The organism is Massilia psychrophila, from assembly GCF_002760665.1.
In the GTDB taxonomy this organism is placed as follows: Bacteria; Pseudomonadota; Gammaproteobacteria; order Burkholderiales; family Burkholderiaceae_D; genus JAFCUW01.
Genome location: NZ_PDOB01000003.1, coordinates 69,797 through 94,576, shown reverse-complemented (window position 1 = coordinate 94,576; position 24,780 = coordinate 69,797). Strand labels below are relative to the sequence as shown.

At 63.4% G+C, this 24,780-nt stretch carries 21 protein-coding genes; 5 read left to right on the top strand and 16 right to left on the bottom strand.

All coding sequences use genetic code 11. The features are described from left to right. Positions 1-39 precede the first annotated feature (39 nt). Entirely contained in the window at positions 40-969 is a 930-nt protein-coding gene (locus CR103_RS03395) for a histone deacetylase family protein (RefSeq protein ID WP_099914601.1), read from the bottom strand. Positions 970-1,176: 207 nt separating this feature from the next. On the opposite strand from CR103_RS03395, the gene CR103_RS03390 reads away from it, so the two are divergent. From CR103_RS03390 to CR103_RS03370, 5 genes are all read left to right on the top strand, one after another. Next, positions 1,177-2,097, top strand: coding sequence for an AAA family ATPase (locus CR103_RS03390; RefSeq protein ID WP_099914600.1), 921 nt, complete (start codon positions 1,177-1,179; stop codon positions 2,095-2,097). A 32-nt stretch (positions 2,098-2,129) separates the two neighbouring features. Next, the gene (locus CR103_RS03385; RefSeq protein ID WP_099914599.1) at positions 2,130-3,143 is read left to right on the top strand and encodes a DUF58 domain-containing protein; all 1,014 of its coding nucleotides are present in this window, start codon (positions 2,130-2,132) and stop codon (positions 3,141-3,143) included. Further along, positions 3,140-5,164 carry a transglutaminase TgpA family protein gene (locus CR103_RS03380; RefSeq protein ID WP_229442683.1) on the top strand — a complete coding sequence of 675 codons (2,025 nt, stop codon included), beginning with the start codon at positions 3,140-3,142 and terminating at the stop codon, positions 5,162-5,164. Before CR103_RS03385 ends, CR103_RS03380 begins: the two co-directional genes overlap by 4 nt. Next, positions 5,161-6,402: a lytic murein transglycosylase B gene (mltB, locus tag CR103_RS03375; RefSeq protein ID WP_099914598.1), complete on the top strand. Its 1,242-nt coding sequence runs from the start codon at positions 5,161-5,163 to the stop codon at positions 6,400-6,402. The genes CR103_RS03380 and mltB overlap by 4 nt, the downstream gene beginning before the upstream one ends. A 488-nt stretch (positions 6,403-6,890) precedes the next feature. Beyond that, the gene (locus tag CR103_RS03370) at positions 6,891-7,220 is read left to right on the top strand and encodes a hypothetical protein (protein WP_099914597.1); all 330 of its coding nucleotides are present in this window, start codon (positions 6,891-6,893) and stop codon (positions 7,218-7,220) included. Positions 7,221-7,307: 87 nt separating this feature from the next. Here the strand turns inward: CR103_RS03370 and cysM are convergent, their stop codons facing one another. From cysM to gyrA, 15 genes are all read right to left on the bottom strand, one after another. Further along, positions 7,308-8,210 carry a cysteine synthase CysM gene (gene cysM, locus CR103_RS03365; protein WP_099914596.1) on the bottom strand — a complete coding sequence of 301 codons (903 nt, stop codon included), beginning with the start codon at positions 8,208-8,210 and terminating at the stop codon, positions 7,308-7,310. Between the two features lie 163 nt (positions 8,211-8,373). Then, positions 8,374-8,733 (bottom strand): ComEA family DNA-binding protein, encoded by a 360-nt coding sequence (locus tag CR103_RS03360; RefSeq protein ID WP_099914595.1) that lies wholly within the window; start codon positions 8,731-8,733, stop codon positions 8,374-8,376. Between the two features lie 125 nt (positions 8,734-8,858). After that, positions 8,859-9,851: a D-glycero-beta-D-manno-heptose-7-phosphate kinase gene (rfaE1, locus tag CR103_RS03355; RefSeq protein WP_099914718.1), complete on the bottom strand. Its 993-nt coding sequence runs from the start codon at positions 9,849-9,851 to the stop codon at positions 8,859-8,861. A 4-nt stretch (positions 9,852-9,855) separates the two neighbouring features. After that, the gene (locus CR103_RS03350; RefSeq protein ID WP_099914594.1) at positions 9,856-11,223 is read right to left on the bottom strand and encodes a UDP-glucose dehydrogenase family protein; all 1,368 of its coding nucleotides are present in this window, start codon (positions 11,221-11,223) and stop codon (positions 9,856-9,858) included. A gap of 27 nt (positions 11,224-11,250) precedes the next feature. Next, positions 11,251-12,426 (bottom strand): lipopolysaccharide assembly protein LapB, encoded by a 1,176-nt coding sequence (lapB, locus tag CR103_RS03345; RefSeq protein ID WP_099914593.1) that lies wholly within the window; start codon positions 12,424-12,426, stop codon positions 11,251-11,253. 34 nt (positions 12,427-12,460) lie between these two features. Next, a complete protein-coding gene (locus tag CR103_RS03340) occupies positions 12,461-12,772 on the bottom strand; it encodes a LapA family protein (protein ID WP_099914592.1) in 312 nt (103 codons plus the stop codon). 248 nt (positions 12,773-13,020) lie between these two features. Further along, entirely contained in the window at positions 13,021-13,326 is a 306-nt protein-coding gene (locus CR103_RS03335) for an integration host factor subunit beta (protein WP_099914591.1), read from the bottom strand. 17 nt (positions 13,327-13,343) lie between these two features. Further along, a complete protein-coding gene (gene rpsA, locus CR103_RS03330; RefSeq protein WP_267873966.1) occupies positions 13,344-15,056 on the bottom strand; it encodes a 30S ribosomal protein S1 in 1,713 nt (570 codons plus the stop codon). A gap of 233 nt (positions 15,057-15,289) precedes the next feature. Then, positions 15,290-15,961, bottom strand: coding sequence for a (d)CMP kinase (gene cmk, locus CR103_RS03325; RefSeq protein WP_099914589.1), 672 nt, complete (start codon positions 15,959-15,961; stop codon positions 15,290-15,292). A 212-nt stretch (positions 15,962-16,173) separates the two neighbouring features. Continuing rightward, positions 16,174-17,517, bottom strand: coding sequence for a 3-phosphoshikimate 1-carboxyvinyltransferase (aroA, locus tag CR103_RS03320; RefSeq protein WP_099914588.1), 1,344 nt, complete (start codon positions 17,515-17,517; stop codon positions 16,174-16,176). A 44-nt stretch (positions 17,518-17,561) separates the two neighbouring features. Beyond that, entirely contained in the window at positions 17,562-18,479 is a 918-nt protein-coding gene (locus CR103_RS03315) for a prephenate dehydrogenase (protein ID WP_099914587.1), read from the bottom strand. Beyond that, complete coding sequence (gene hisC / locus CR103_RS03310) at positions 18,479-19,585, bottom strand: histidinol-phosphate transaminase (RefSeq protein ID WP_099914586.1); 1,107 nt, start codon at positions 19,583-19,585, stop codon at positions 18,479-18,481. Before hisC ends, CR103_RS03315 begins: the two co-directional genes overlap by 1 nt. Before the next feature lie 40 nt (positions 19,586-19,625). After that, positions 19,626-20,696, bottom strand: a complete 1,071-nt coding sequence (gene pheA, locus CR103_RS03305) for a prephenate dehydratase (RefSeq protein WP_099914585.1) — start codon at positions 20,694-20,696, stop codon at positions 19,626-19,628. Positions 20,697-20,739: 43 nt separating this feature from the next. After that, positions 20,740-21,834 (bottom strand): 3-phosphoserine/phosphohydroxythreonine transaminase, encoded by a 1,095-nt coding sequence (gene serC, locus CR103_RS03300; RefSeq protein WP_099914584.1) that lies wholly within the window; start codon positions 21,832-21,834, stop codon positions 20,740-20,742. Between the two features lie 128 nt (positions 21,835-21,962). Next, positions 21,963-24,581 (bottom strand): DNA gyrase subunit A, encoded by a 2,619-nt coding sequence (gyrA, locus tag CR103_RS03295; protein WP_099914583.1) that lies wholly within the window; start codon positions 24,579-24,581, stop codon positions 21,963-21,965. Positions 24,582-24,780: the final 199 nt, after the last annotated feature.

Here is a 24,780-nt window from a genome sequence, read left to right as displayed (position 1 = left end):
CGCCCTGCGTGCGCCGCACCGGCCTGCTAGAGTCGGCTCTTAGTCGAGCTGCGCCAGCGCCTTGACGTGGGCGGCGACGCTGCGGCCGAGCGCAGACAGGTTGTAGCCGCCTTCCAGGCAGCTGACGATGCGCCCGCCCGCATGCTCACGCGCCACCGCCATGATCTCGCGCGTCATCCAGGCGTAGTCGGCTTCGACCAGCCCCATTTCGCCGAGGTCGTCCTCGCGGTGGGCGTCGAAGCCGGCCGATATGAAAATCATCTCCGGCTTGAACGCGTGCAGCGCCGGCAGCCAATGTTCGCGCACCAGCGTTCGCACGGCGTCGCCGCCACTGCGCGCCGGCAGCGGGATATTGACGCAGGTGGCGGTGATCGGCTCTGGCGCGGTGAACGGATAGAACGGATGCTGGAAGAAGCTGGCCATCAGTACGCGATCGTCGTCGCGGAACGATTCGGCCGTGCCGTTGCCGTGATGGACATCGAAGTCGATGATCGCCACGCGCTCGAGGCCGTGCGAATCGAGCGCATGCAGCGCCGCCAGCGCGACGTTGTTAAACAGGCAGAAACCCATCGCGCCACTGGGGCGCGCGTGATGGCCCGGCGGGCGGATGGCGCAGAAGGCGTTGTCGATGTCGCCGGCGATGACGGCGTCGGTGGCGGCCATCGCGCAGCCGGCGGCGCGCAGCGCGGCCTGGTAGCTGTATTCATTGAGCAGCGTGTCGTCGTCGAGGGGATAATACGCGCCCGGCCCCGGCAGGTTGTCGCGCACCAGGGCGATCGCCGCCTGCGTGTGGTTGCGCATCACCGCCGGCAGTTCGGCCAGGGGACCCTCGCGCCGCTCGATCAGGCCATCGAGACGGGCGCCGATCAGTTGGTCTTCGATGGCCTGCAAGCGGGCCGGCGATTCGGGGTGCCACTCGCCCATCTCGTGGCGCCGGCAATCCGGATGACTGTAAATGGCTGTTCTCATGGTCCTGTTTTCGTATGCTGGTTCACATCAATATCACACCAGACCTGGCGTTCTCGCATAAAATCTTTTTAACTGGTGGTGAGAAGCGATGAAAATTGTCCGAATGCCGACAATCTACCACGCCATGACACCTTTTTGCTCCGGTTCGGCACTCAGATTCAATATCGGCAGGCACGGCATTCTTCTCTTCTTCAAAAAGACAGGCCCATGTTTAAAAAAATGCACGCGGTAGCACGCCAGGTCAGCCAGATCGTGGTCGGCAAGGATTTGCAGGTTCGCCAGGCGCTGACGTGCCTGCTGGCCGGCGGCCACCTGCTGGTTGAGGACGTGCCAGGAGTCGGCAAGACCACGCTGGCGCACGCGCTGGCCATTTCGCTTGGCCTCAAATTCAACCGGGTGCAGTTCACCAGCGACCTGCTGCCGGCCGACATCGCCGGCATCTCCGTCTACGAGCGCGAAAAAAACGGCTTCGTATTCCATCCAGGGCCGATTTTCACCCAGGTGCTGCTGGCCGACGAAATCAACCGCGCCACGCCGAAGACCCAATCGGGCCTGCTCGAAGCGATGGAGGAGCGCCAGGTCAGCGCCGACGGCGTCACGCGCGCGCTGCCCGAGCCGTTCTTCGTCATCGCCACGCAGAACCCGGCACACCAGGTCGGCACTTTCCCGCTGCCCGAATCGCAGCTCGACCGCTTCCTGATGTGCCTCTCGCTGGGCTATCCGGACGCCAGCGCCGAGCGCGCGCTGCTGATGGGCGAGGACCGCCGCAGCATGCTCAAGTCGCTGCCGGCGGCGATGCAGCCGGCCGAACTGGCCGCAGCCCAGCAGGCGCTGCGCCAGGTGCATGCGTCGGCCTCGCTGATCGATTACGTGCAGGCGCTGGCGCAGGCTTCGCGCCGCGACGGTTTGTTCACCGAAGGCCTGTCGCCGCGCGCCGCGATCGCGCTGCTGCAGGCGGCGCGCGCCTGGGCCGCGCTGGAAGGACGCGACCATGTGGTGCCGGAAGACGTGCAGGCGGTGCTGGTGCCGGTCTGCGCACACCGACTGCGCCCGCTCAAGTCGGCGCACGGCGTGGCGCTGGCCAGCCGCGAACTGGTGCTGCAACTGCAAAAATCGGTGCCGGTGTAGGCTGTCCCGCATGAAGTTCGCATGAAGTTCCCATGAACCTCCCGAAAACAAACCGCACCACGCGCACGGCCTGGCATTGGCTGTCCCGGCCGCGCGAAGGCGCAGCCGACAAACGCGGCGAAGTATTCCTGCACCGGCGCCAAGTCTTCATCCTGCCCACCAAGGCCGGATTGGGCTTCGCCGTGCTGCTGCTGGTGCTGCTGGTGGGCGCCACCAATTACAATCTCGCTCTCGGCTTCGCCCTGACGTTCCTGCTCACCTCGTGCGCGCTGGTCGACATGGTTCTCACTTACCGCAACCTCGGCCAGCTGCACTTGCGCCCGGGCCGCGTGGCCAGCGTGTTTGCCGGCGAAGCGGCCCGTTTCGAGCTGCACCTGAACAATCGCACGCGGCTCGACCGCTACGCCATCGGCGTCGATTTTGCCGACGCGAACTGGCCGCATTACGTGGTCGACGCGCCGGCCGGCGGCAGCGCCGCGCTGGTATTGAGCTGCGCGACCGAACAACGCGGCTATCTGCCGGCGCCGCGGGTGCGGCTGGTCACACGCTTCCCGCTCGGCCTGTTCCGCGCCTGGAGCTACTGGCGGCCGGACCTGCGCGTGCTGGTCTATCCTTTTCCGGAACCGGAACCGGAAGCGCCGCCGCTGCCGATGGCGGGCAGCGCGCGGCTCGACGGCCGCGGCGTGGCCGGCAGCGACGACTTCGCCGGCATCCGCAGCTACCAGGCGGGCGACTCGATGCGCAGCCTGGCGTGGCGCCAGATCGCCCGGCTCGACCTGGCATATGGCGGCCAGCTGGTCACCAAGCATTTCGAGGGCGGCGGCGGCGACCAGCTGGTGCTCGACTTTAACGCCATGCCTTTGATGATGAACCTCGAGCTGCGCCTGTCGCGCATGACGCGCTGGGTGCTCGACGCCGAACAGCGCGGCTTGCCATATGCCTTTCGCATCGGCGCGCACGAGCTTGCCCCCGCCGTCGGCGCGGCGCACCAGGCGGCCTGCCTGCGCGCGCTGGCGCTGCACGGTTTCGCGCCGGAGGCACGTTGATCGCGCTTGCCGCACTGCGCGCGCGCGCCGCCGGCCTGGTGCAATCATTGTCGCGCGACAAGGCCGACACCTTGCTGCTGCTGGCCGGCGCGCTGACGGTGCTGGCGCCGCACGCCGGCCACTTGCCGCCTTGGGTGTCGGCGCTGTGCGCCGCCACGCTGGCGTGGCGTACCGTGATCACCCTGCGCGGCACGCGCCTGCCGCCGCCGATCCTGCTACTGCCGCTGGCGATGGCGGCGGTCGGCGGCGTGTTCCTCACTTACCGGACAGTGCTCGGGCGCGACGCCGGGGTGGCGATGCTGGTGTTGCTGGTAGCTTTCAAGATGCTCGAAATGCGCGCCCGGCGCGACTTGTTCGTGGTAATTTTTCTCTGCTTCTTCCTGCTGTTGACGACTTTCTTCTACGCCCAGGGCATCGGCAGCGCGCTGATGATGGCCGCCTCGATCGCCCTGCTGTTCGGCGCCCAGCTGTCGTTCCAGTTCACCGGCGCGGCGCCGCCGCTGCGGCGCCGGCTGTGGCTCGGCACGCGCGTCGTGCTGCTGGCGGCGCCGCTCGCCGTAACGCTGTTTTTTCTTTTCCCGCGCCTCCAGGGACCGCTGTGGGGCATGCCGGGCGACGCCAGGTCCGGCCGCACCGGCTTGTCGAACAGCATGGCGCCGGGCAACATGTCGAGCCTGGCCCTGTCGCAAGACACCGCGTTCACGGTCCGCTTCATCGACCCTGCCCCGCCACAGGAGCAGCTGTACTGGCGCGGCGTGGTGCTGGGCGCGTTCGATGGCCGGACCTGGGTCCAGGTCGGCGCGGGCCTGCCGCCGGGCGCCACCATCGATGTTGCCATGCGCGGGCGCGCCGTGCGCCACCAGGTCACGCTGGAGCCGACCGGCCGGCACTGGCTGTTCGTACTCGATCTGCCGGCCGGGCTGCCGCGCCTGGACGGCAATCCAGCCGCCATGTCGCCGGAAATCGAGCTGACGGCGGCCGCTCCGATCGAGCAGCGGATGCGCTACGACGCCGTGTCGCATCCCGGCTACAGCCTGCAGGCCGGCGTTGAGCTACCCGGGGCCGAGCTGTGGCTGGCACTGCCCGACGGTTTCAATCCGCGCGCGCTTGCAGACGGCGCGGCGCTGCGCCGGCTTGGCGATCCGATCCGGCGCATCAATACCGTGCTGCGCCGCTTTCATGACGAAGCCTACTCGTACACGCTGGAGCCGCCGCTGCTCGGGCGCCATTCGGTCGATGAATTCCTGTACCAGACCCGCGCCGGCTTTTGCGAACACTACGCCAGCGCCTTTGTCGTATTGATGCGCGCGGCCGGCGTGCCGGCGCGGGTGGTGACCGGCTACCAGGGCGGCGAAGCGAATCCGGTCGACGGTTACCTGACAGTGCGCCAGTCCGATGCCCACGCCTGGGCCGAAGTGTGGCTGGCCGGGCGCGGCTGGCTGCGCGTCGATCCGACCGCGGCGGTGGCGCCGGAACGGGTACGGCGCGGCTTGGCAAGCGCGCTGCCGGGCGCCAATCCATTTGGCATCGGCGGCTTCGGCTTCGACGACACTGGCTCGCTGCTCTCGCAGCTGCGCTTCCGGGTCGGTGCGCTCAACAACGGCTGGAACCAGTGGGTGCTCAATTACACGCCCGAACGCCGGCACGGCGTCATCGAGTCGATCAAGTCGGGCGCGCTGAACCTGCGCACGTTCGCGGCGCTGGCGGCGGTCGCGCTGCTGGTGTGGCTGGCGCACGCGCGGCGCGCGCGGCGCAGGGGCGATCCGGTCGATGCGCTATACTTGGCGCTATGCCTGCAACTGGGCCGCATGGGCCTTGCGCGCGGCGCCGACGAAGGGCCGAACGCCTACCGTGCGCGGTTGGCAACGCTTGCGCAGCTTGGTACCTCGCCCCTGGCCGCGCCGCAAACCCAGGCCGCCACCGAATTCCTGCGCCTCTACAGCGCCTACAGATACGGTCCCCGGCCGTCCGCCGCGGGCCTGGTCGCCACCCTCACAAACCTGTTGACGAAATTCCGATGACATTCTTGCCGCACCCGCTCTCACGCCGTCTCTTGCGCCGCCCTTTACCGCGTTGCTGGCGCGCTCTCCCCCTGCTGCTGGCGTTGGCCTGCGCTGCGGCTCCCCCCACCGGCGCTATCGCCGCCGCGTCGGCAGCCCAGACCAAATCGGCCACGGCCACGCCTAAAACGGCCAAGGCCGCCAAGGCCTTGAAGGTTGCCAAGGCCACCAGGGCGGCGACAATCGTCAAGGCGGCGCCCAGGCCGAAGCCGCTTGCGCGCGCGGTCGATTACGCCGGCGAACCGGTCAACTTCCGCGAGTGGAAAGCGGTCGCCGATTTCGAGCAGGAGATGGCTGGCAAGCACGGCTTCGACACCGAGGCACTCAAGGCCTTGATGTCGCAGGTGAACTACATCGACTCGGCGGTGCAACTGGTCAAGCCGGCGCCGCCGGGCAAGGCGAAGAACTGGCAAGCCTACCGCGACCGTTTCATCGAGCCGGTGCGGATCGACGCCGGCGTGAGCTTCTGGAACGACAACGCCGCGGCGCTGGCGCGCGCCGAAGCAGCCTACGGCGTGCCGGCCGAAACGATCGTCGCCATCATCGGCGTCGAAACCGTGTACGGCCGCAACACCGGGCGGTTCCGGGTGATGGATGTATTGACGACGCTCGCCTTTGCCTATCCGGAAACGCCGAACCGCGAGGCGCGCATGCGCTTTTTCCGTGGCGAGCTCGAAAACACGCTGCTGCTGGCGCGCAAGTCGAACATGGATCCCTTGTCGCTGGTCGGCTCGTTCGCCGGCGCCGTCGGCCTGCCGCAATTCATGCCGGGCAGCATCCTCGCCTGGGGCGTGGACTTCGACGCCGACGGCCGGGTCGACCTGCGCGACTCGGCAGTCGACGCCATCGGCAGCGTTGCCAACTTCCTCGTCCAGCACGGCTGGAAGGCCGACCAGACCGGGCCGCTTGCTTACCCGGCCGAGGTGTCGCTGAACCGTGCATGGGAGCCCCTCATCGGCCAGGCACTGGCAGCCAGAAACAGCGCCGAAGAACTGGCGGCAGCTGGTGCAATCAGCAGTCTGGCACTTCCCGCCGGCAAGCTGTTCGGATTGATCGACCTCCAGAACGGCGCTGAGGCAACAGAATACTGGCTGGCAACAGATAATTTTTTTGCAATTACCCATTACAACCGCAGTTATTTTTATGCCATGTCAGTGGTCGAACTCGGACGCGCACTGCGTCTTGCACGGGGTATGTAAAAGTTGTTTTTAGGAAAAACTTTGTAATCAGGTGTAACGGGCCGCGGCCAATCACAAGGCCCAGCCGTCGCCGTTGGCACATACACCCCCGTGTATGTCGATTTTTTCTGGCTCGCGGAGGGCTAAATTTGTCGACCTGGCAAGATACTCCCCTATACAAGCGCACCAGGCCATGCGGGTCGGAATTGTGCGGCTGATCATCGATAATTACCCTACACTTAACTGTACTTGAAAAACAATTGCAAGAGAGTGATAATGTGAGAGAATTGCATATGGGCTACGTTGCAACTTGACAACGAACGGCCGACGCTGTCAATCCGATTTTTATTGCTTTCAGGTATTACATCAGGAAACGTTGTATTATTGTGTACAGATTTTCCAAAGTGTTAGCAAAGCCTTCGCAGTCGATAAAACAAATTACGGTTGTAGCACCGCAACGCCGAGTGTACGAACCAGCAGGACAACTCAAGATAGGAATATTAGAAATCATGACAAACCAAGTCGGCATTGATATAAACAGCGATTCGGATTCGGATGATCTGTTGCAGTACAACCCTAACCGGTTGCTCGACACACTCATCGAAAACCTGCGCCTGAAAAACGACGCAGCGCTGTCGCGCGCCCTTGAAGTGGCGCCGCCGGTCATTTCCAAAATCCGCCACCACCGTTTGCCGGTCGGCGCATCGCTGCTGATCCGCATGCACGAAGTGAGTGACCTGTCGATCCGCGACCTGCGTTACCTGATGGGTGACCGCCGCAACAAGTTCCGCATCAGCGACAAGCAGTTCAAGCCAAAAGAAGGCGAACCGCAAGCTTGAGCCAGTCCGGGTTCAGACCCGGACCAATGCTCACCCAGGTCCCTTCCCTGAAAGGACCTGGGCGTTTTTTACATAATCATTCGTACCTCAGGCCGGAAAAACTCCTGTCGACAGATAGCGATCCCCGCGGTCGCAGACGATGAACACGATGGTGGCGTTCTCCACGCTCTGTGCGACACGCAGGGCAATTTCGCAGGCGCCCGCCGCTGAAATTCCGCAGAAAATTCCCTCTTCCGCCGCTAGTCTTCGCGCCATGTGTTCGGCTTGCGCCTGGCTCACGCTTTCGACCTGGTCGACGCGCGCCTTGTCGAAAATTTTCGGCAGGTAAGCTTCAGGCCACTTGCGGATGCCGGGAATCGACGAACCCTCTTCCGGCTGGGCACCGATGATGCGTATCTCCGGGTTCTGCTCTTTCAGGTAATGCGACACGCCCATGATGGTGCCGGTGGTGCCCATCGCGCTGACAAAATGGGTGACCCGCCCTTCGGTGTCGCGCCAGATTTCCGGGCCGGTGGTCTCGAAGTGCGCGCGCGGATTGTCCTGGTTGCCGAACTGGTCGAGGATGATGCCCTTGCCCTCGCGTTGCATCTGCTCGGCCATGTCGCGGGCGTATTCCATGCCGCCGGTTTTCGGCGTCAGCACGATGTCGGCGCCGTAGGCGGCCATGCTCTGGCGCCGCTCCACCGACAGGTTGTCCGGCATCAGCAGCACCATCTTGTAGCCGCGCACCGCGGCCACCATCGCCAGCGCGATGCCGGTATTGCCGCTGGTCGCTTCGATCAGGGTGTCGCCCGGCTTGATGTCGCCGCGCTGCTCGGCACGCACCAGCATCGACAGCGCCGCGCGGTCCTTGACCGAGCCGGCCGGATTGTCGCCTTCCATCTTGCCGAGGATGATGTTGTTGCGCGCGGCGGCAGCAGCGCCCGGCAGGCGCACCAGCTGCACCAGCGGCGTGTTGCCGATGGTGTCTTGTATTGTCTTGTAAGGCATAGGTACTCTACTCTCAGGCAGTTCGAACAAGCTTCATTGTATGTCGGGATGCATTAACGCGTATACGCGGGGCCGGGCCGGGCGCGAGGACGACTATTTAACGGTCGCAGGACGTAACGGAGCCCCGCGGTTGCCGGCGGGGCTCTCGTAGGTTCGGCGCGGATTAAATTTTGGCGGGCGTGGCGGCGGGGGCTAGCTTGGATGCCTTGGCGGCGACAGGCTTCGCGGCTGGCTTGGCGCCAGCGGCGCCGTCGATCGATTTGCCGCCCACCTGCAGGCCGGCAGCCGACATTTTTTGGGCATTTTTCGTACCCACACCCTTAACCCGGCTCTCGAGGTCGGCCCAGTCCTTGAAGGGGCCGCCCTTGGTGCGCTCGTCGATGATCAGCTTGGCGGTCTTCGGGCCAATCCCTTTGATGGTATCGAGCGCGCCAAGGTCAGCTTTGTTGACGTCGACCTGCGCAAATGCAAAACCCATCGTGACAATCATCGTTGCGACTGCGAGCATCAGTTTCTTGATCATGTCCGTATTCTCCGTTGTTGTTGGGTAACTGAGGGCGGCGGGCGCTGCCCTCAGCTGCTTAACGGCTGACCACGGCCACGGTTGACCCCGGGTCGACGCCGTTGTCTGACCCGGCTCAAGCAGCGCTAGCGCCCCGCGCCGAACAATTCCTCGCGGGTGACTGTCGCAGTGCCCAGCTTGCCGACGACAATGCCTCCGGCACGGTTGGCGGTGATCAAGGCGTCGGCCATCGGCATGCCGGCCCCTAACATCGCCGCCATCGTCGCAATCACCGTGTCGCCGGCGCCGGAAACGTCGAACACTTCGCGCGCGGCGGCATGCATGTGCAACACTTCGGTGGCGCTGTAAAGACTCATGCCCTCTTCTGAACGGGTCAGCAGCAAGGCGTCCAGTCCCAGTTGCTGGCGCAGCGACTGGGCCTTCGCGGTCAGCTGCTCTTCGCTGCTCCAGGAGCCGACGATGCGTTTGAGTTCGGACTTGTTGGGCGTGAGAATGGTGGCGCCGGCGTAGGGCGCGAAATCGTCGCCCTTCGGATCGACCATCACCACTTTGCCGGCGGCGCGGGCGGCGCGGATCATCTCGGCAACGTTGACCAGGCTGCCTTTGTTGTAGTCGGACAAGATGATCACGCTGTAGTCGTCCAGCACGCTGTTGAACTGGGTCAGCTTGTCGCGCAGCACGGTGTCGCTCGGCGCGTCTTCGAAGTCGATCCGCAGCAGTTGCTGGTTGCGGCCGATCACGCGCAGCTTGATGATGGTCGAAATTGCCGCGTCGCGCTTGAGGTAGCTGAAAATGCTCGACTCGGCCAGCAATTGCTCGACCTGCGCGCCGGCTTCGTCGGCGCCGACCACGCCGAGCAGGCCGCAATGGGCGCCCAGCGAAGCGACGTTGCGCGCGACGTTGGCGGCGCCGCCGAGGCGCTCTTCGCGCCGTTCGATGCGCACCACCGGCACCGGCGCCTCCGGCGAAATCCGGCTGACGTCGCCGAACCAGTAACGATCCAGCATGACGTCGCCCACCACCAGGATGCGCACCGCGTCCAGCAGCGGCGCGCCGATGTTCGGGTTGCTGTCAGGGGTCAACAGGCGGCTGATTGCGGTTTCGTCGGCAATGGTCATCAAGTCACCTGCGCGTCAGCACGGAGCGGCCGATGCCGTGATATTCGATGCCGTGTTCGGCCATCTGCTCCGGCTCGAACAGGTTGCGCCCGTCGAACACGATCGGGTTTTTCAGGCGCGCCTTGATCTGCTCGAAATCGGGACTACGGAAAGCCTTCCATTCGGTGACGATGACGAGGGCGTCGGCCTCGTCGAGCGCGTCCATCGGGTTGGCGGCGAAGCGCACTTGCGCAAACTGGGCCGGGTCGAGGTCGCGCGCCAGCACACGGCGCGCCTCGAGCATCGCCACCGGGTCGTACACCGCGACGCTGGCGCCGCGCTCGATCAGCTCGCGCAGCAGCACGCGGGCCGGCGCTTCGCGCATGTCGTCGGTGTTCGGCTTGAACGCCAAACCCCAGATGGCAAAGTGGCGGCCGGCCAGGTCTTCGCCGAAGTTGGCGACGACCTTCTTGCCGAGCACCTGCTTCTGGCGGTCGTTGACCGCCTCGACCGCGCGCAGGATGAACAGGTCCTGGTCGTACTGGCGGGCGGTGCGCTCGAGCGCCTGAACGTCCTTCGGGAAGCACGAGCCGCCATAACCGGCACCGGCATACAGGAAGCTGTGGCCGATGCGCGGGTCGGAGCCGATGCCATGGCGCACCGCCTCGATGTCGACGCCGACCTTGTCGGCCAGGTTGGCCAGTTCGTTCATGAACGAGATACGGGTGGCCAGCATGGCGTTCGCCGCGTACTTGGTGAACTCGGCCGAGCGCACGTCCATCCAGAAAGTGCGTTCATGGTTGCGGTTGTACGGCGCATACAGCTTTTTCATCAATTCGCGCGCGCGCAGCCCCTGGGCGCCGCTGTCGTGGCCGATGACGATGCGGTCGGGCCGCATGAAGTCCTCGACCGCCGCGCCCTCTTTCAGAAATTCGGGATTCGACACCACCGAGAACGTCGCGCCGCTGCCGCTGGCGGCGATTTCCTGGGCCACGACGGTGCTGACCCTGTCGGCGGTGCCGACCGGGACGGTCGACTTGTCGACGATGACCTTGAAGCCCGCCATGTGGCGGCCGATGTTGCGCGCCGCCGCCAGCACGTATTGCAGGTCGGCCGAGCCGTCCTCGTCGGGCGGCGTGCCGACCGCGATGAACTGCAGCGCCCCGTGCGCCACGCTGGCGGCGACGTCGGTCGAAAACTGCAGCCGGCCAGCGGCGCGGTTGCGGGCGACGACTTCTTCCAGGCCCGGCTCGTGGATCGGGATGCCGCCGCTGTTGAGCAGCGCGATCTTGTCGGCGTCGATGTCGAGGCAGAACACGTCGTTGCCCAGTTCGGCCAGGCAGGCGCCGGTCACCAGGCCTACGTAGCCGGTGCCGATAATCGTAATTTTCATGGGGTTATCTCTGTTCTCGGTCTATGCTTAGTTCATCACATTGAGTTCTTCGGTGCGGCGCGGCGGGTAAGTCTCCCAGCGGCTGCAGCCGGGGCATTGCCAGTAAAACTGGCGCGCCTTAAAGCCGCAATGGCTGCACTGGTAGCGCGCCAGCTTCTGGGTATAGCCGTGCACCAGGTTCTTCACCATCGACAGCTCTTCCCAGATGTCGGCGCGGGCGTCCATCAGGCGCGCCTCGAGCAGCTTGTCCAGGCCCAGCAAGGTCGGACTGCGGCGCAGCTCCTGGACCACCAGATCCTTGGCCGCCTCGACGCCGTCGAGATCGATCACGGCCTTGAACACGACTTCGATCAGGTCGACCGACGATGCTTCGGCCAGGTAGGAGCGCAGCAGGTTGACGCCTTCCTGAGCCCGTCCGACCCGCTTGTAGCCGTCCATCAGCCGCGCTGCGACCAGCGCCACGTGCGGCACGCTTTGCTGCTCGACGCGGCGCCAGGTCTTCAGGGCGCCTTCGACGTCGCCCTGGGCCAGCTGGACGTCACCCGACAGCATGGTGGCGCGCACGTTCTTGCGGTCGGCGTGCAGCGCTTCGTCGAGCAGCTCCCTGGCCTCGGCGACCTGCATGTGCACCAGCGCGTCCTGCGCCAGCTCGCAGTAGAACTGGGCGATTTCCTTCTGGCGCGCGCCGGCGCCGGACTCCTGCAGGCCGCGCGCGGCATCGATCGCGCGGCGCCATTCTTTTTCGCGCTGGAAGATCTCGAGCAGCGCGCGGCGCGCCTGCACGCCGTAGCTCGATTCGAGCAGCAGGTTGAAGGTTTCTTCGGCGCGGTCCAGCAGGCCGGCTTTCAGGTAGTCCATGCCCAGCTCGTACTGCGCGTGCTGCTGCTGCTCGAGCGGCAAGTCGGGCCGCGCCAGCAGGTTCTGGTGGACCCGGATGGCGCGCTCGATCTCGCCGCGGCGGCGGAACAGGTTGCCGAGCGCGAAGTGCATGTCGGCCGTTTCAGGGTCGAGCTTGACGATTTCGATGAAGGCGTCGATCGCCTTGTCGGGCTGTTCGTTAAGAAGGAAATTGAGACCTTTGAAATAACTGGTCGGCAGACTGCGCGACTCGGCCAGCAGTTGCGCGATATCGACCCGCGCGGCAATCCAGCCGAGGGCAAAAAAGACGGGGATGCCAAGCAGCCACCAGAGTTCGAAATCCATGCGTTTCTTTTTGTTGGTTTGATGGAAAAAAATGTCAGCGCCGCGGGCTCACGCTGTCCGGCTGCGGCTGGACCGGCGTAGCACCGTTGCTGCCGTTGTTTTGCAGCGCGGTAATGCGGTCTTCGGCGCGGGTGCGTTCGCGCCGATGGCGGAACACGGTCGGCGTGACGGCGAGGATGCCGAGAGCGGCGCCGGCGATGAAAAACGCCAGCAGCATCAGCACCAGCGGGCCGCGCAATTCGTAATTGAGGAAAAAATGCAGGTCGACCGCCTGCGTGTTCTTCAGCGCGAAGCCGAAAAACAGGATAAACAGCACCAATCCAACGATGGTGGAAACAAATTTCATCAGCCCGGGCCCTCTGTTGAGTCGAAGTGCGAAGTGTGGCACAACATAACGATTATTCAAAGAAAACCACGGTGGCGTGAAGCCGGAGCGAAACGGAAATAGCGAACTAACCGCTTAATGTAAAACCAAAAGCACGTCATTCTCGCAAATGAGGTCCCCGCGTGCGCGCGGACGACGATTCAGCGGCCAAAACGAAAAAAAACGGCATCCAGGGACGCCGTTCTTTACATGCTGTGCTGCCAGAAGACTTAATCTTCGATGATCGGCTGCCCGACCGTCGCGTCTACGCGCTCGCGCAGCTGTTTGCCAGGCTTGAAGTGCGGCACCCGTTTTTCGGGCACCATTACTTTGTCGCCGGACTTCGGATTGCGTCCAATCCGAGGCGGCCGGCTATTCAGGGAAAAACTGCCGAAACCACGGATCTCGATGCGTTGACCGGTTGCCAGGGCATTGGTCATTGCATCGAGAATGGTCTTGACAGCGTACTCCGCATCCTTGGCAACCAGCTGGGAATAACGTTCAGCGAGGCGGTTGATCAGTTCGGACTTCGTCATCTGGGTTGCTCGAACACTTAGTTCTTGTTATCGAACTTGGCCTTCAACAGCGCGCCCAGGCTGGTGGTGCCGGAAGCTGCGTTGTTGTCGGCCGACGAGGCGTTTTTCTGCATCGCTTCCTGGGTGTCGACATTGTCTTTCGCTTTGATCGACAGCTGGATGCTGCGCGCTTTGCGGTCAATGTTGATCACCAGGGCTTCGACCGAATCGCCGACCTTCAGGTGGGTACCGGCATCTTCAACGCGGTCGCGCGAAATTTCGGAAGCACGCAGATAGCCTTCGACTTCTTCGGACAGCTGGACGACAGCGCCCTTAGGCTCGACCGACTTGACCGTACCCGTTACCAGGGAGCCTTTGTCGTTCATTGCCGCGAAGTTGTTGAACGGGTCGCCTTCGAGCTGCTTGACGCCCAGCGAAACACGCTCGCGCTCAACGTCGATTGCCAGCACGATGGCTTCGAGTTCGTCACCTTTCTTGAAGCGGCGGACGGCTTCTTCGCCCGTCTCGGTCCACGACAGGTCGGACAGGTGCACCAGGCCGTCGATGTTGCCGGCCAAGCCGATGAACACGCCGAAATCGGTGATCGACTTGATGGCGCCACGGACTTTGTCACCCTTCTTGTGGGTCACGCCGAAGTCATCCCACGGATTTGCTTTGCACTGCTTCATGCCCAGCGAAATACGGCGACGCTCTTCATCGATTTCCAGGACCATCACTTCTACTTCGTCGCCCAGTTGGACGACCTTGTTAGGAGCGACGTTCTTGTTGGTCCAGTCCATTTCGGAAACGTGGACCAGGCCTTCGATGCCCTGCTCGACTTCGACGAAGGCGCCGTAGTCGGTGAGGTTGGTGACTTTACCGAACAGGCGGGTGCTTTGCGGGTAACGACGCGACAGGCCGGTCCAAGGATCGTCGCCGAGCTGCTTGACACCCAGCGAGACGCGGTTCTTTTCCTGGTCGTACTTGAGAACCTTGGCAGTGATTTCCTGGCCAACCGTCAGCACTTCCGACGGGTGACGCACGCGACGCCAAGCCAGGTCGGTGATGTGCAGCAGGCCATCGATACCGCCGAGGTCGACGAAGGCGCCGTAGTCGGTGATGTTCTTGACGATACCGGTAACGACGGTACCTTCCTTCAGCGTTTCCATCAGCTTCTGGCGCTCTTCGCCCATCGAAGCTTCGATGACGGCGCGGCGCGACAGCACCACGTTGTTGCGCTTACGGTCGAGCTTGATGACCTTGAATTCCAGGGTCTTGCCTTCGAACGGGGTGGTGTCCTTGACTGGACGGGTGTCGACCAGCGAACCGGGCAGGAATGCGCGGATGCCGTTGGTCAGGACGGTCAGGCCGCCCTTGACTTTACCGTTCACGGTACCGATGACGATCTCACCGGATTCCATTGCTTTTTCCAGGGCCAGCCACGACGCCAGGCGTTTTGCCTTGTCGCGCGACAGGATGGTATCGCCGAAACCGTTTTCCAGCGACTCAATCGCTACGGAAACGAAATCGCCGACTTGAACTTCCAGTTCGCCCTGGTCGTTCTTGAATTCTTCGATAGGAATGAAAGCTTCGGACTTGAGGCCGGCGTTGACGATCACGAAATTGTGGTCGAGGCGCACGACTTCAGCGGAAATAACTTCGCCGGAGCGCATATCTTGCTTCGACAACGATTCCTCGAAGAGCGCTGCAAAACTTTCCATACCAGTTGCTTCAGTTGTTGCTGTTGACATAGTTTGTACACGAGTGATCCAGCAGAGTTCGCACGATGCGACTTAAACTGGGTTAGGTTGAACCACGCCTGAGATCGACACCATTGCCGGACCAGGCACCACAATTACTGTTATTACTGTTATTACTACTGCTTGCCGCCTGCTGCGCGCCCACCAATACCCACTTCCTCAAAGGCCAAAACCTTCCCTGGCCGTCATGTTGGACAGTGTGCCCTGGAGCCGCGCCGCGCCCCTTATTTCGGGACCCTGCGTGCATACAACGAGAGAACTTCCTCAATGGCCTGCTCGGCCGTCATGTTGGAAGTATCGAGGATATGCGCCCCTTCTGCCGGCGCCAAAGGTGCGATTGCCCGATGTGTGTCACGGTCATCGCGCGCTTTCAAATCCGACAGGAGGTCTTCCATATTAGCAGAAATCCCCTTGTCAATCAATTGCTTATATCGACGTTGCGCGCGCGCCTCAGTACTTGCGGTAAGGAACACCTTTAATTTGGCATGGGGAAAAATCACCGTCCCCATGTCGCGCCCGTCGGCCACCAGCCCGGGCGCACGCCGGAAACCGAGCTGCACGGCAAACAGCGCCTGGCGCACGGCCGGCAGCGCGGCGATCTTCGATGCCAGGTTGCCAACCTCCTCGGCACGGATGGCAGCGCTGACGTTGTCGTTCGCCAGCAGGATCTCGGCGCCGTCGAAGTTCACTTGCATGTGCTCGGCTACTTTCGCCAGCGCGTGTTCGTCGGCAAGATCTGTCTCGCGGCGCAGCGCCGACAAGGCCGTCAGCCGGTACAACGCGCCCGAATCGAGGTAATGAAAGCCAAGACGCAGCGCTACCTTGTGCGCGACGGTGCCCTTGCCGGAAGCGGTCGGGCCGTCGATGGCGATGACTGGTATCAAGGAATTTTGCATTGTTATCACTTATTAAATTTAATCTAGAGCCCTGGCAACAATTTTGCCTCAATGGAACTCCAGGGTCAGTTCCGACATTCGGACACGACCTCTTCGCTAGCGGAACCCTGGGGTCAGTTCCGACATTCGGACACGGCCTCTTCGCTAGCGGAACTTCTAATGATGGGACCGTGTCCGAATGTCGGAACTGACCCCAGCGGTACCAGCGGTAATCAGAATAATTCGCCTTTGGCGATGCCGGCAAAGGCCTCGAAATAGTCGGGGAAGGTCTTGGCGACGCATTGCGGTTCGTTGATGCGGATGGCGTTGCCGCGCCGGGCGGCGCCGTCCAGACTGGCAAGCGAAAAGCACATCGCCATGCGGTGATCGTCGTAGGTGTCGATGGTGGCGGCCGCGATTTGCACCGGCGGCGTGATGGCGATATAGTCGAGGCCCTCTTCGACGGTGGCGCCGAGCTTGCGCAGTTCCTTCGCCATCGCGGCCAGGCGGTCGGTTTCCTTGACGCGCCAGCTGGCGATATTGCGCAGCGTGCTGGTGCCGTCGGCATATAGCGCGGCAATGGCGATCGTCATCGCGGCGTCGGGAATGTGGTTGAAGTCGGCGTCGATCGCTTTGAGCACGCCATTCGACGTCGCTTCGATCCAGTCGTCGCCGCGGGTAACAGTCGCGCCCATCTGTTCGAGCGCGTCGGCAAAACGCACGTCGCCCTGGATGCTGTCGCGCCCGACGCCAACCACGCGTACCGGACCGCCGCCAATCGCCCCCGCCGCCAGGAAATACGAGGCCGACGAGGCGTCGCCTTCAACGTGGATGGTGCCTGGACTAACGTAGCGCTGGCCCGGCTGCACCGTGAACGAGCGCCAGCCGTCCTGCTCGACCGTCACGCCGAAGCGGCGCATCAGGTTCAGCGTGATTTCGATATAGGGCTTGGAAATGAGCTCGCCCTCGACCTCGATGCTGACCGGATGTTCGTTGGCCATCAGGGGCGCGGCCATCAGCAGCGCGGTGAGGAACTGGCTCGAGACGTTGCCGCGGACAAGGATCGGCGCGGCGTGGGCGTGGATATGGCCGCGCCGGATGCGCAGTGGCGGGAAACCCGCTTCGCCGGTGTATTCGATCTGGGCGCCGACGGCGTTGAGGCTTTCCACCAGGTCGCCAATCGGCCGCTCATGCATGCGCGAGACGCCATGCAGCGTGTAGTCGCCGCCGATCACCGCCAGCGCCGCCGTCAGCGGGCGGATCGCAGTGCCGGCGTTACCCATGAACAGGTCGGCCTGGTGGACCGGCAACACGCCGTCAACCCCGTGCACGATATGGGTGCGCTCATCTAGCTGCTCCCACTTGATGCCGAGCGAATGCAGCGCGCCGAGCATGACCATGGTGTCGTCGGACGCCAGCAGGTCGACGATGGTGGTGGTGCCGCCGGCCAGCGCGGCCAGCAGCAAGGTGCGGTTCGAGATGCTTTTCGAGCCCGGCAGGCGCACCGTGCCCGCGACGTGCATGACGGGTTTCAGGTCGAGGTAGTGCGGGTAAATTTTTGGGTTGTTCTGGGGCATTTGAAAAGTCTTTCGTGAATCTATGCTGCGCTATTCTGTGCGCGTTATTGCGTAACGTCCGGCGCCTGCGACGCCTCGGCCGCTTCGATCGCGCCGGTCCACTGACGCCGGGCGCGCTGGGCGTTGGCGTAGACGGTTTCGAGGGCGGCGCCGTCGCCGGCGGCCAGCATCGCGCGCATTCCGATCAATTGTGCCAGATATGCGTCGAGCTCACCGAGCAGCGCGTCGCGGTTGGCCAGGCTGATGTCGCGCCACATTTCGGGCGAAGACGCGGCAATGCGGGTAAAGTCGCGAAAACCGCTGGCTGCATACTGAAACAGCAGGCCGGCGTGCCGCTTGTTGGCGATGTCGTCGACCAGGGCGTAGGCCAGCAGGTGCGGCAAATGGCTGACGGCGGCGAACACCTTGTCGTGTTCGCCCGGTTCAAGCTGGCGCACCACCGCGCCGCAGGCAGTCCAGGCGCCAGCCACCCGGGCGATGTCAATGGCGCTGTTTTCCGGCAGCGGCGTGAGCACCGTCTTTTTCCCTTGGTACAGGTTCGCGACGGCAGCGTCCGGCCCGTTCGATTCGCCGCCGGCGATCGGGTGGCCCGGCACAAATTGAGAAATCCGGGCTCCAAGGGCGCGGCGGGCCGCGGCGGCGACGTCGGCCTTGGTGCTGCCGGCGTCGGTGACGATGGTGCCCGCTTCCAGGTGCGGCAGCATCGATGCGAGGATCGCTTCGGTCTGGGCGACGGGCGCCGCAATAAGCACCAGGCTGGCGCCGTTCAAGGCAGCAGCGATCGAGTCACCGACGCTGTCGACGATGCCCAGCTCGAGGGCGCGGCCGAGCGCTTCTTTTGAGCGGCCCATGCCGACGATGTGACCGACAACGCCCGCGGTTCTCAACGCCAGCGCGAACGAGCCGCCGATCAGACCGACGCCGAAAATGACGACCTTGTCGAACACGACCGCGCCGGCCATCAGGCCAGCGCCTTCCTGAGCGCGGCCAAGAACAACGCGTTTTCGCGCGGCAGGCCGATCGAGATGCGCAGCCATTGCGGCAGCCCGTAATTGCCGACCGGGCGCACGATCACGCCTTGCTTGAGCAGCGCCAGGTTGATCCGCGCACCGGCGCTGTCGTCCATGCCGACCCGCACCAGCACGAAGTTACCGAACGACGGCACGTACTCCAGGCCGAGTTCTGCGAACGCCTCGACGAACTGGCGGTAGCCGGCAGCGTTGTTGGCCGCGCCCTGCGCAAGGAAATCCTTGTCGCCCAGGGCGGCAATCGCCGCTGCCTGCGCCAGCGAGTTGACGTTGAACGGCTGGCGGATACGGTTCATCAAGTCGGTGAGAGCCGGCTGGGCGATGGCGAAACCGACCCGCAGGCCGGCCAGCCCATAGGCTTTCGAGAACGTGCGCGAAACCAGCAGGTTCGGGTAGGTGCGCACCCATTGGCTCGACTCGAACTGCTGCTCGGGCGCGAGGTATTCGTTATAGGCTTCGTCGAGCACGACGACGACGTGGGCCGGCACGCGTTTCAGGAACGCTTCGATCTCGCTTGGGGCGATGAAGGTGCCGGTCGGGTTGTTGGGGTTGGCAATATAGATCAGGCGGGTGTCGTCTTCGATGCTTGCGGCCATGGCGTCCAGGTCGTGGCCGTAGGCCTTGGCCGGCACCACGATCGGGCGCGCGCCGACGCCCTGGGTGGCCAGCGCGTACACCGCGAACGAATACTGCGAATACACCACCGACTGTCCGCCCTGTACAAACGCGTGGGCGGCGATCTCTAAAATGTCGTTGCTGCCGTTGCCCAGCGTGATCCAGTCGGGGGACACGCCGTAGCGTTTTGAGAGCACCGCTTTCAGCGCGAAACCATTGGCGTCCGGGTAGCGGCCAAGCTCGGACAAGGTGGCGGCCATCGCCTGCTTGCTCGATTCGGGCACGCCGAACGGGTTTTCGTTGGAGGCCAGCTTGACGATGCTCGCTTCGTCGAGGCCGAACTCGCGCGCCACTTCGGCGATGGGTTTGCCGGCCTGGTAAGGGGCGATGGCGCGGACGTATTCTGGACCGAATTGCTGGGGCATGGAGGATCTCGTATCTGTATTAATTAACTGATCAATTGGCTTAGAGGCTGAGCGGGTAGGAACCGAGCACCTTGAAAAAAGCGGCGTTGTCTTTCAGTTCCTCGAGCGCCCTGGCGACGGCGGCATCAAAGACGTGGCCTTCGATGTCGACATAAAAATAGTATTCCCAGGTGCCGATGCGCGCCGGACGCGACTCGAAGCGGGTCATCGAGACGCCGTGTTTGGCCAGCGGCGCCAGCAAATTGTAGACGGCGCCGGCCTTGTTCGGCACCGCCAGCACCAGCGAAGTCTGGTCCTCGCCCGACGGATTGGTCTGCAGGTGGCCGATGATGGCAAAACGGGTGCGGTTGTGCGGATCATCCTGAATATGGCCCTGGACCACGCCCAACTTGTACTGCTCGCCCGCCATCTCGCTGGCGATCGCGGCAATCGCCGGATTGGTGCTGGCCATCACCGCCGCCTCGGCGTTCGACGCCACCGCACGCCGCTCGATGTTGGGGTAGTGCTGGTTGAGCCAGACCTGGCACTGGGCCAGCGCCTGCGAATGGGCGCAGACGACGGTGACGCCATCCATCGAGCCGGTACTGCTCATCAGGCTGTGATGGACCGGGATCGACACTTCGCCGCTGATGATGGTGGTGGTGGCGAGCATCAGGTCGAGCGTGCGATTGATCGCCCCTTCGGACGAATTTTCGACCGGGACCACGCCAAAGTCGGCGGTGCCCGCTTCGGTGGCGCGGAACACTTCGTCGATCGACACGCACGGCAGGCCGTCGACGGCGCCGCCGAACTGCTGGTACACGGCCTGCTCGCTGAAGGTGCCGGCCGGCCCCAGATAGGCGACGGTGACGCGCTTCTCCAACGAGCGGCAGGCCGACATGACTTCGCGAAAGATGGTTTGCAGGTCGGCGTTTTTGAGCGGGCCGGGGTTGCGCGCGGCGACGCCGCGCAGTACTTGCGCTTCGCGCTCCGGGCGAAACACCGGCGCCCGGGTTTCGGCCTTGACGTGGCCGACCTGCTGGGCAAGGCGGGCGCGCTGGTTGAGCAGGTCGAGAAGCTCGGCGTCGATGGCGTCGATCTGCTCGCGCAAGGGGGTCAGTTTGTCTGTCATCGTCTTTACACGCGTTGGTTCGATTGGAGCCGGCTTTCTTAAATTATCTGCCAGCAAACTCGTTCAAATAATCGACCAGGGCTTGCACGCCCTGGATCGGCATCGCGTTGTAGATCGATGCGCGCATACCGCCTACGGACTTGTGGCCCTTCAGCTGCAACAGGCCGCGCGCTTTTGCGCCGGCCAGGAATTGTTCATTGCGGGTTTCGTCGCCCAGGTAAAACGGCACGTTCATGCGCGAGCGGCTATCAAGCGCCACCCGGTTCGCATAAAAATCGTCGCAATCGAGCGCGGCGTACAGCAGCTTGGCCTTGGCGATATTTTGCTGTTCCATCGCGGCTACGCCGCCCTGGCGTTTCAGGTGGGCGAACACCAGGCCGGCGATGTAGATGGCGTAGGTCGGCGGCGTGTTGTACATCGAATCGTGGTCGGCGACCGTCTTCCAGTTGAACGCCGAAGGACAGATCGGCAGCGCGTGGCCTAGTAAATCGTCACGAACAATCACCAGGGTCAGGCCGGCCGGGCCGATGTTTTTCTGGGCGCCGGCAAACATGACGCCGTATTTCGACACGTCGAACACGCGCGACAGGATGTGCGACGACATGTCGGCGACGATCGGCGTGTCGCCCTGGACCGTTGGTACGAAGTTGTCGAGGTTATACTCCACGCCGTCGATGGTTTCGTTGGTGCACAGGTGCAGGTAGGCTGCGCCTGGCGTCAGCTGCCAGGTTTCCTGCGGCGGCACGCTGGTAAAGCTGCCCGCCGGCTTTGCCGCCACGTTGACGTTGGCGTAGCGCGCCGCTTCCGCGACCGACTTGCCGGACCAGGAGCCGGTGTGGACAAAATCGATGGTGGCCGGCTGCGCAGAGCGGCCAACCAGGTTCATCGGCACGATGGCGTTTTCGCCAAGGCCGCCGCCTTGCTGGAACAGGATTTTATAATTGGCCGGGATGGCGAGCAGTTCGCGCAGGTCGGCCACGGCCTGTTGGTAGATCGAGATGAATTCGGGGCCGCGGTGGCTCATTTCCATCACCGACATGCCGCAGCCGTGCCAGTCGAGCATTTCGGAGGCGGCCTGTTCGAGCACTTCCCTGGGCAGCACGGCGGGACCGGCGGAAAAATTGTAGATAGGAGTCACGGTAGCGGATCAGCGAAGTAATTGGGTTCCCGCCTGCGCGGGAACGACGTAAGAGTCACCGGTGCTGCTTTTGCTGGCAATCGGCGAAGCACCAGTATAGGCGCTTCGCCGTCGTCGCCTCAAGAGCGTTACTGCGGCGCCTCTTCCAAGTCCGGCTCTTCCAGATCGGTCTCGACGATGCGCTGCAGGCCCGACAGCTTGGTGCCGTTTTCGACCGCGATCAGGGTCACGCCTTGCGTGGCGCGGCCCATCTCGCGGATCTCCGACACGCGGGTGCGAATGAGCACGCCGCCGGTGGTGATCAACATGATCTCGTCGCTCACCTCGACCAGGGTGGCAGCCACCACTTTGCCGTTACGCTCGCTGGTCTGGATCGCGATCATGCCCTTGGTGCCGCGGCCGTGGCGGGTGTACTCGGTGATCGGAGTACGCTTGCCGAAGCCGTTCTCGGTTGCCGTCAGCACCGATTGCGTTTCGTTTTCGGCCACCAGCAGGGCGATGACGTGCTGGCCTTCTTCCAGGTTCATGCCGCGCACGCCGCGCGCGGTACGGCCCATCGGGCGCACGTCGTTCTCATCGAAGCGCACTGCCTTGCCGGAGTCCGCGAACAGCATCACGTCATGCTCGCCGTCGGTCAGCGCGGCGCCGATCAGGAAGTCGCCTTCGTCGAGGTCGACCGCGATGATGCCGGCCTTGCGCGGATTGCTGAAGTCGCGCAATGGCGTCTTCTTGACGGTGCCGAGGCTGGTGCCCATGAAGACGTAATGGTCTTCCGGGAAGGTGCGGTTTTCGCCCGACAGCGGCAGAATCACGGTGATTTTTTCGTTGTCCTGCAGCGGGAACATGTTGACGATTGGTTTACCGCGCGAGTTGCGCGAACCTTGCGGCACTTCCCACACTTTGAGCCAGTACATCCGGCCGCGGTTCGAGAAGCACAGCATGTAATCGTGGGTGTTGGCGATGAACAGCTGGTCGATCCAGTCCTCTTCCTTGGTCGCCATCGCCTGCTTGCCGCGCCCGCCGCGCTTTTGCGCACGGTACTCGGCAATCGGCTGCGACTTCATGTAGCCGGTGTGCGACAAGGTCACCACCATGTCCTGCGGCGTGATCAGGTCTTCGGTCTCGAGGTCGGTCGGGTTCAGCTCGATGTGCGAACGGCGCACGTCCTTGTTGCCGGCGCCGTACTCGTTCATCACCGCGGTCATTTCATCGGTGATGATGACGGTGACGCGCTCCGGCTTGGACAGGATGTCGAGCAGGTCGGCGATGTGCGACATGATGTCTTTGTATTCATTGACGATCTTGTCTTGCTCGAGCCCGGTCAGGCGCTGCAGGCGCATCTGCAGGATCTCTTGCGCCTGCTCGTCGGACAGCCGGTACATGCCGTCAGCCTGCATGCCGTAGTGCTTCGGCAGATGCTCGGGACGGAACGCCTCGATGCCGCCGACGGTGGCGCCTTCGGCGGTGCGGGTCAGCATTTCACGCACCAGCGACGAATCCCACGAACGGGCCATCAGCTCGGTCTTGGCCACCGGCGGCGTCGGCGCGCCCTTGATGATGGCGATGAAGTCGTCGATGTTGGCCAGCGCGACGGCCAGGCCTTCGAGCATGTGGCCGCGTTCGCGCGCCTTGCGCAGTTCGAACACGGTGCGCCGGGTGACCACTTCGCGCCGGTGCGACAGGAAGTAGAACAGCATCTGCTTGAGGTTCAGCAGCTTCGGCTGGCCGTTGACCAGCGCTACCATGTTCATGCCGAAGGTGTCTTGCAGCTGGGTCTGCTTGTACAGGTTGTTCAGCACCACTTCGGGCACTTCGCCGCGCTTCAATTCGATCACCACGCGCATACCCGACTTGTCGGACTCGTCGCGGATGTCGGAAATGCCTTCCAGCTTCTTGTCGCGCACGTTTTCGGCGATGCGCTCGAGCAGCGACTTCTTGTTGACCTGGTACGGCAGCTCGTCGACGATGATGGCGATGCGCCCGCCGTCCTTGCCGTATTCCTCGAAGTGGGTCTTGGCGCGCATGACGACGCGCCCGCGCCCGGTGCGGTAGCCGTCGCGCACACCGGAAACGCCATAGATGATGCCGGCGGTCGGGAAGTCCGGCGCCGGGATGATCTCGATCAGGTCGTCGATGGTGCAGTCCGGATTGCGCAGCACGTGCAGCGCGCCGTTGATGATTTCGGTCAGGTTGTGCGGCGGGATGTTGGTCGCCATGCCGACCGCGATGCCGGACGAGCCGTTGATCAGCAGGTTCGGGATGCGGGTCGGCAGCACCGTCGGCTCTTTTTCCTTACCGTCGTAGTTCGGCTGGAAGTCGACCGTATCCTTGTCGATGTCGGCCAGGATTTCGCTGGCGATCTTGTCGAGGCGGCACTCGGTGTAGCGCATCGCCGCGGCGCTGTCGCCATCGACCGAACCGAAGTTGCCCTGGCCGTCAACCAGCGTATAGCGCAGCGAGAAATCCTGCGCCATGCGCACCAACGTGTCGTAGATCGAGGCGTCGCCGTGCGGGTGATATTTACCCATGGTTTCGCCGACCACCCGCGCGCACTTGACGTACGGGCGGTTGTAGACATTGTTCATCTCATGCATCGCAAACAACACGCGGCGGTGCACAGGCTTGAGGCCGTCGCGCACATCCGGCAATGCGCGGCCAACGATCACGCTCATGGCGTAATCGAGATAGCTCTTGCGCATCTCTTCTTCGAGGGAAATTGGGATAGTTTCTTTTGCGAATTGATCCATTGGCTGGGCGGCGGTCTCGGGCTGTGGTTATACTGCAAGCGGGCGATTTTACCATAGCACCAGCGCAATTCCTCCTATTGGTCTCAATGCTCAACTCGCCGCAACTTGACGCGATGTCAAGCGCAACGCAAGCGCCGCGTGCCACGTTGCACGAAAACAACGTAAATTTCATAATGCGCGACGTTTGATTTGTCAAGCG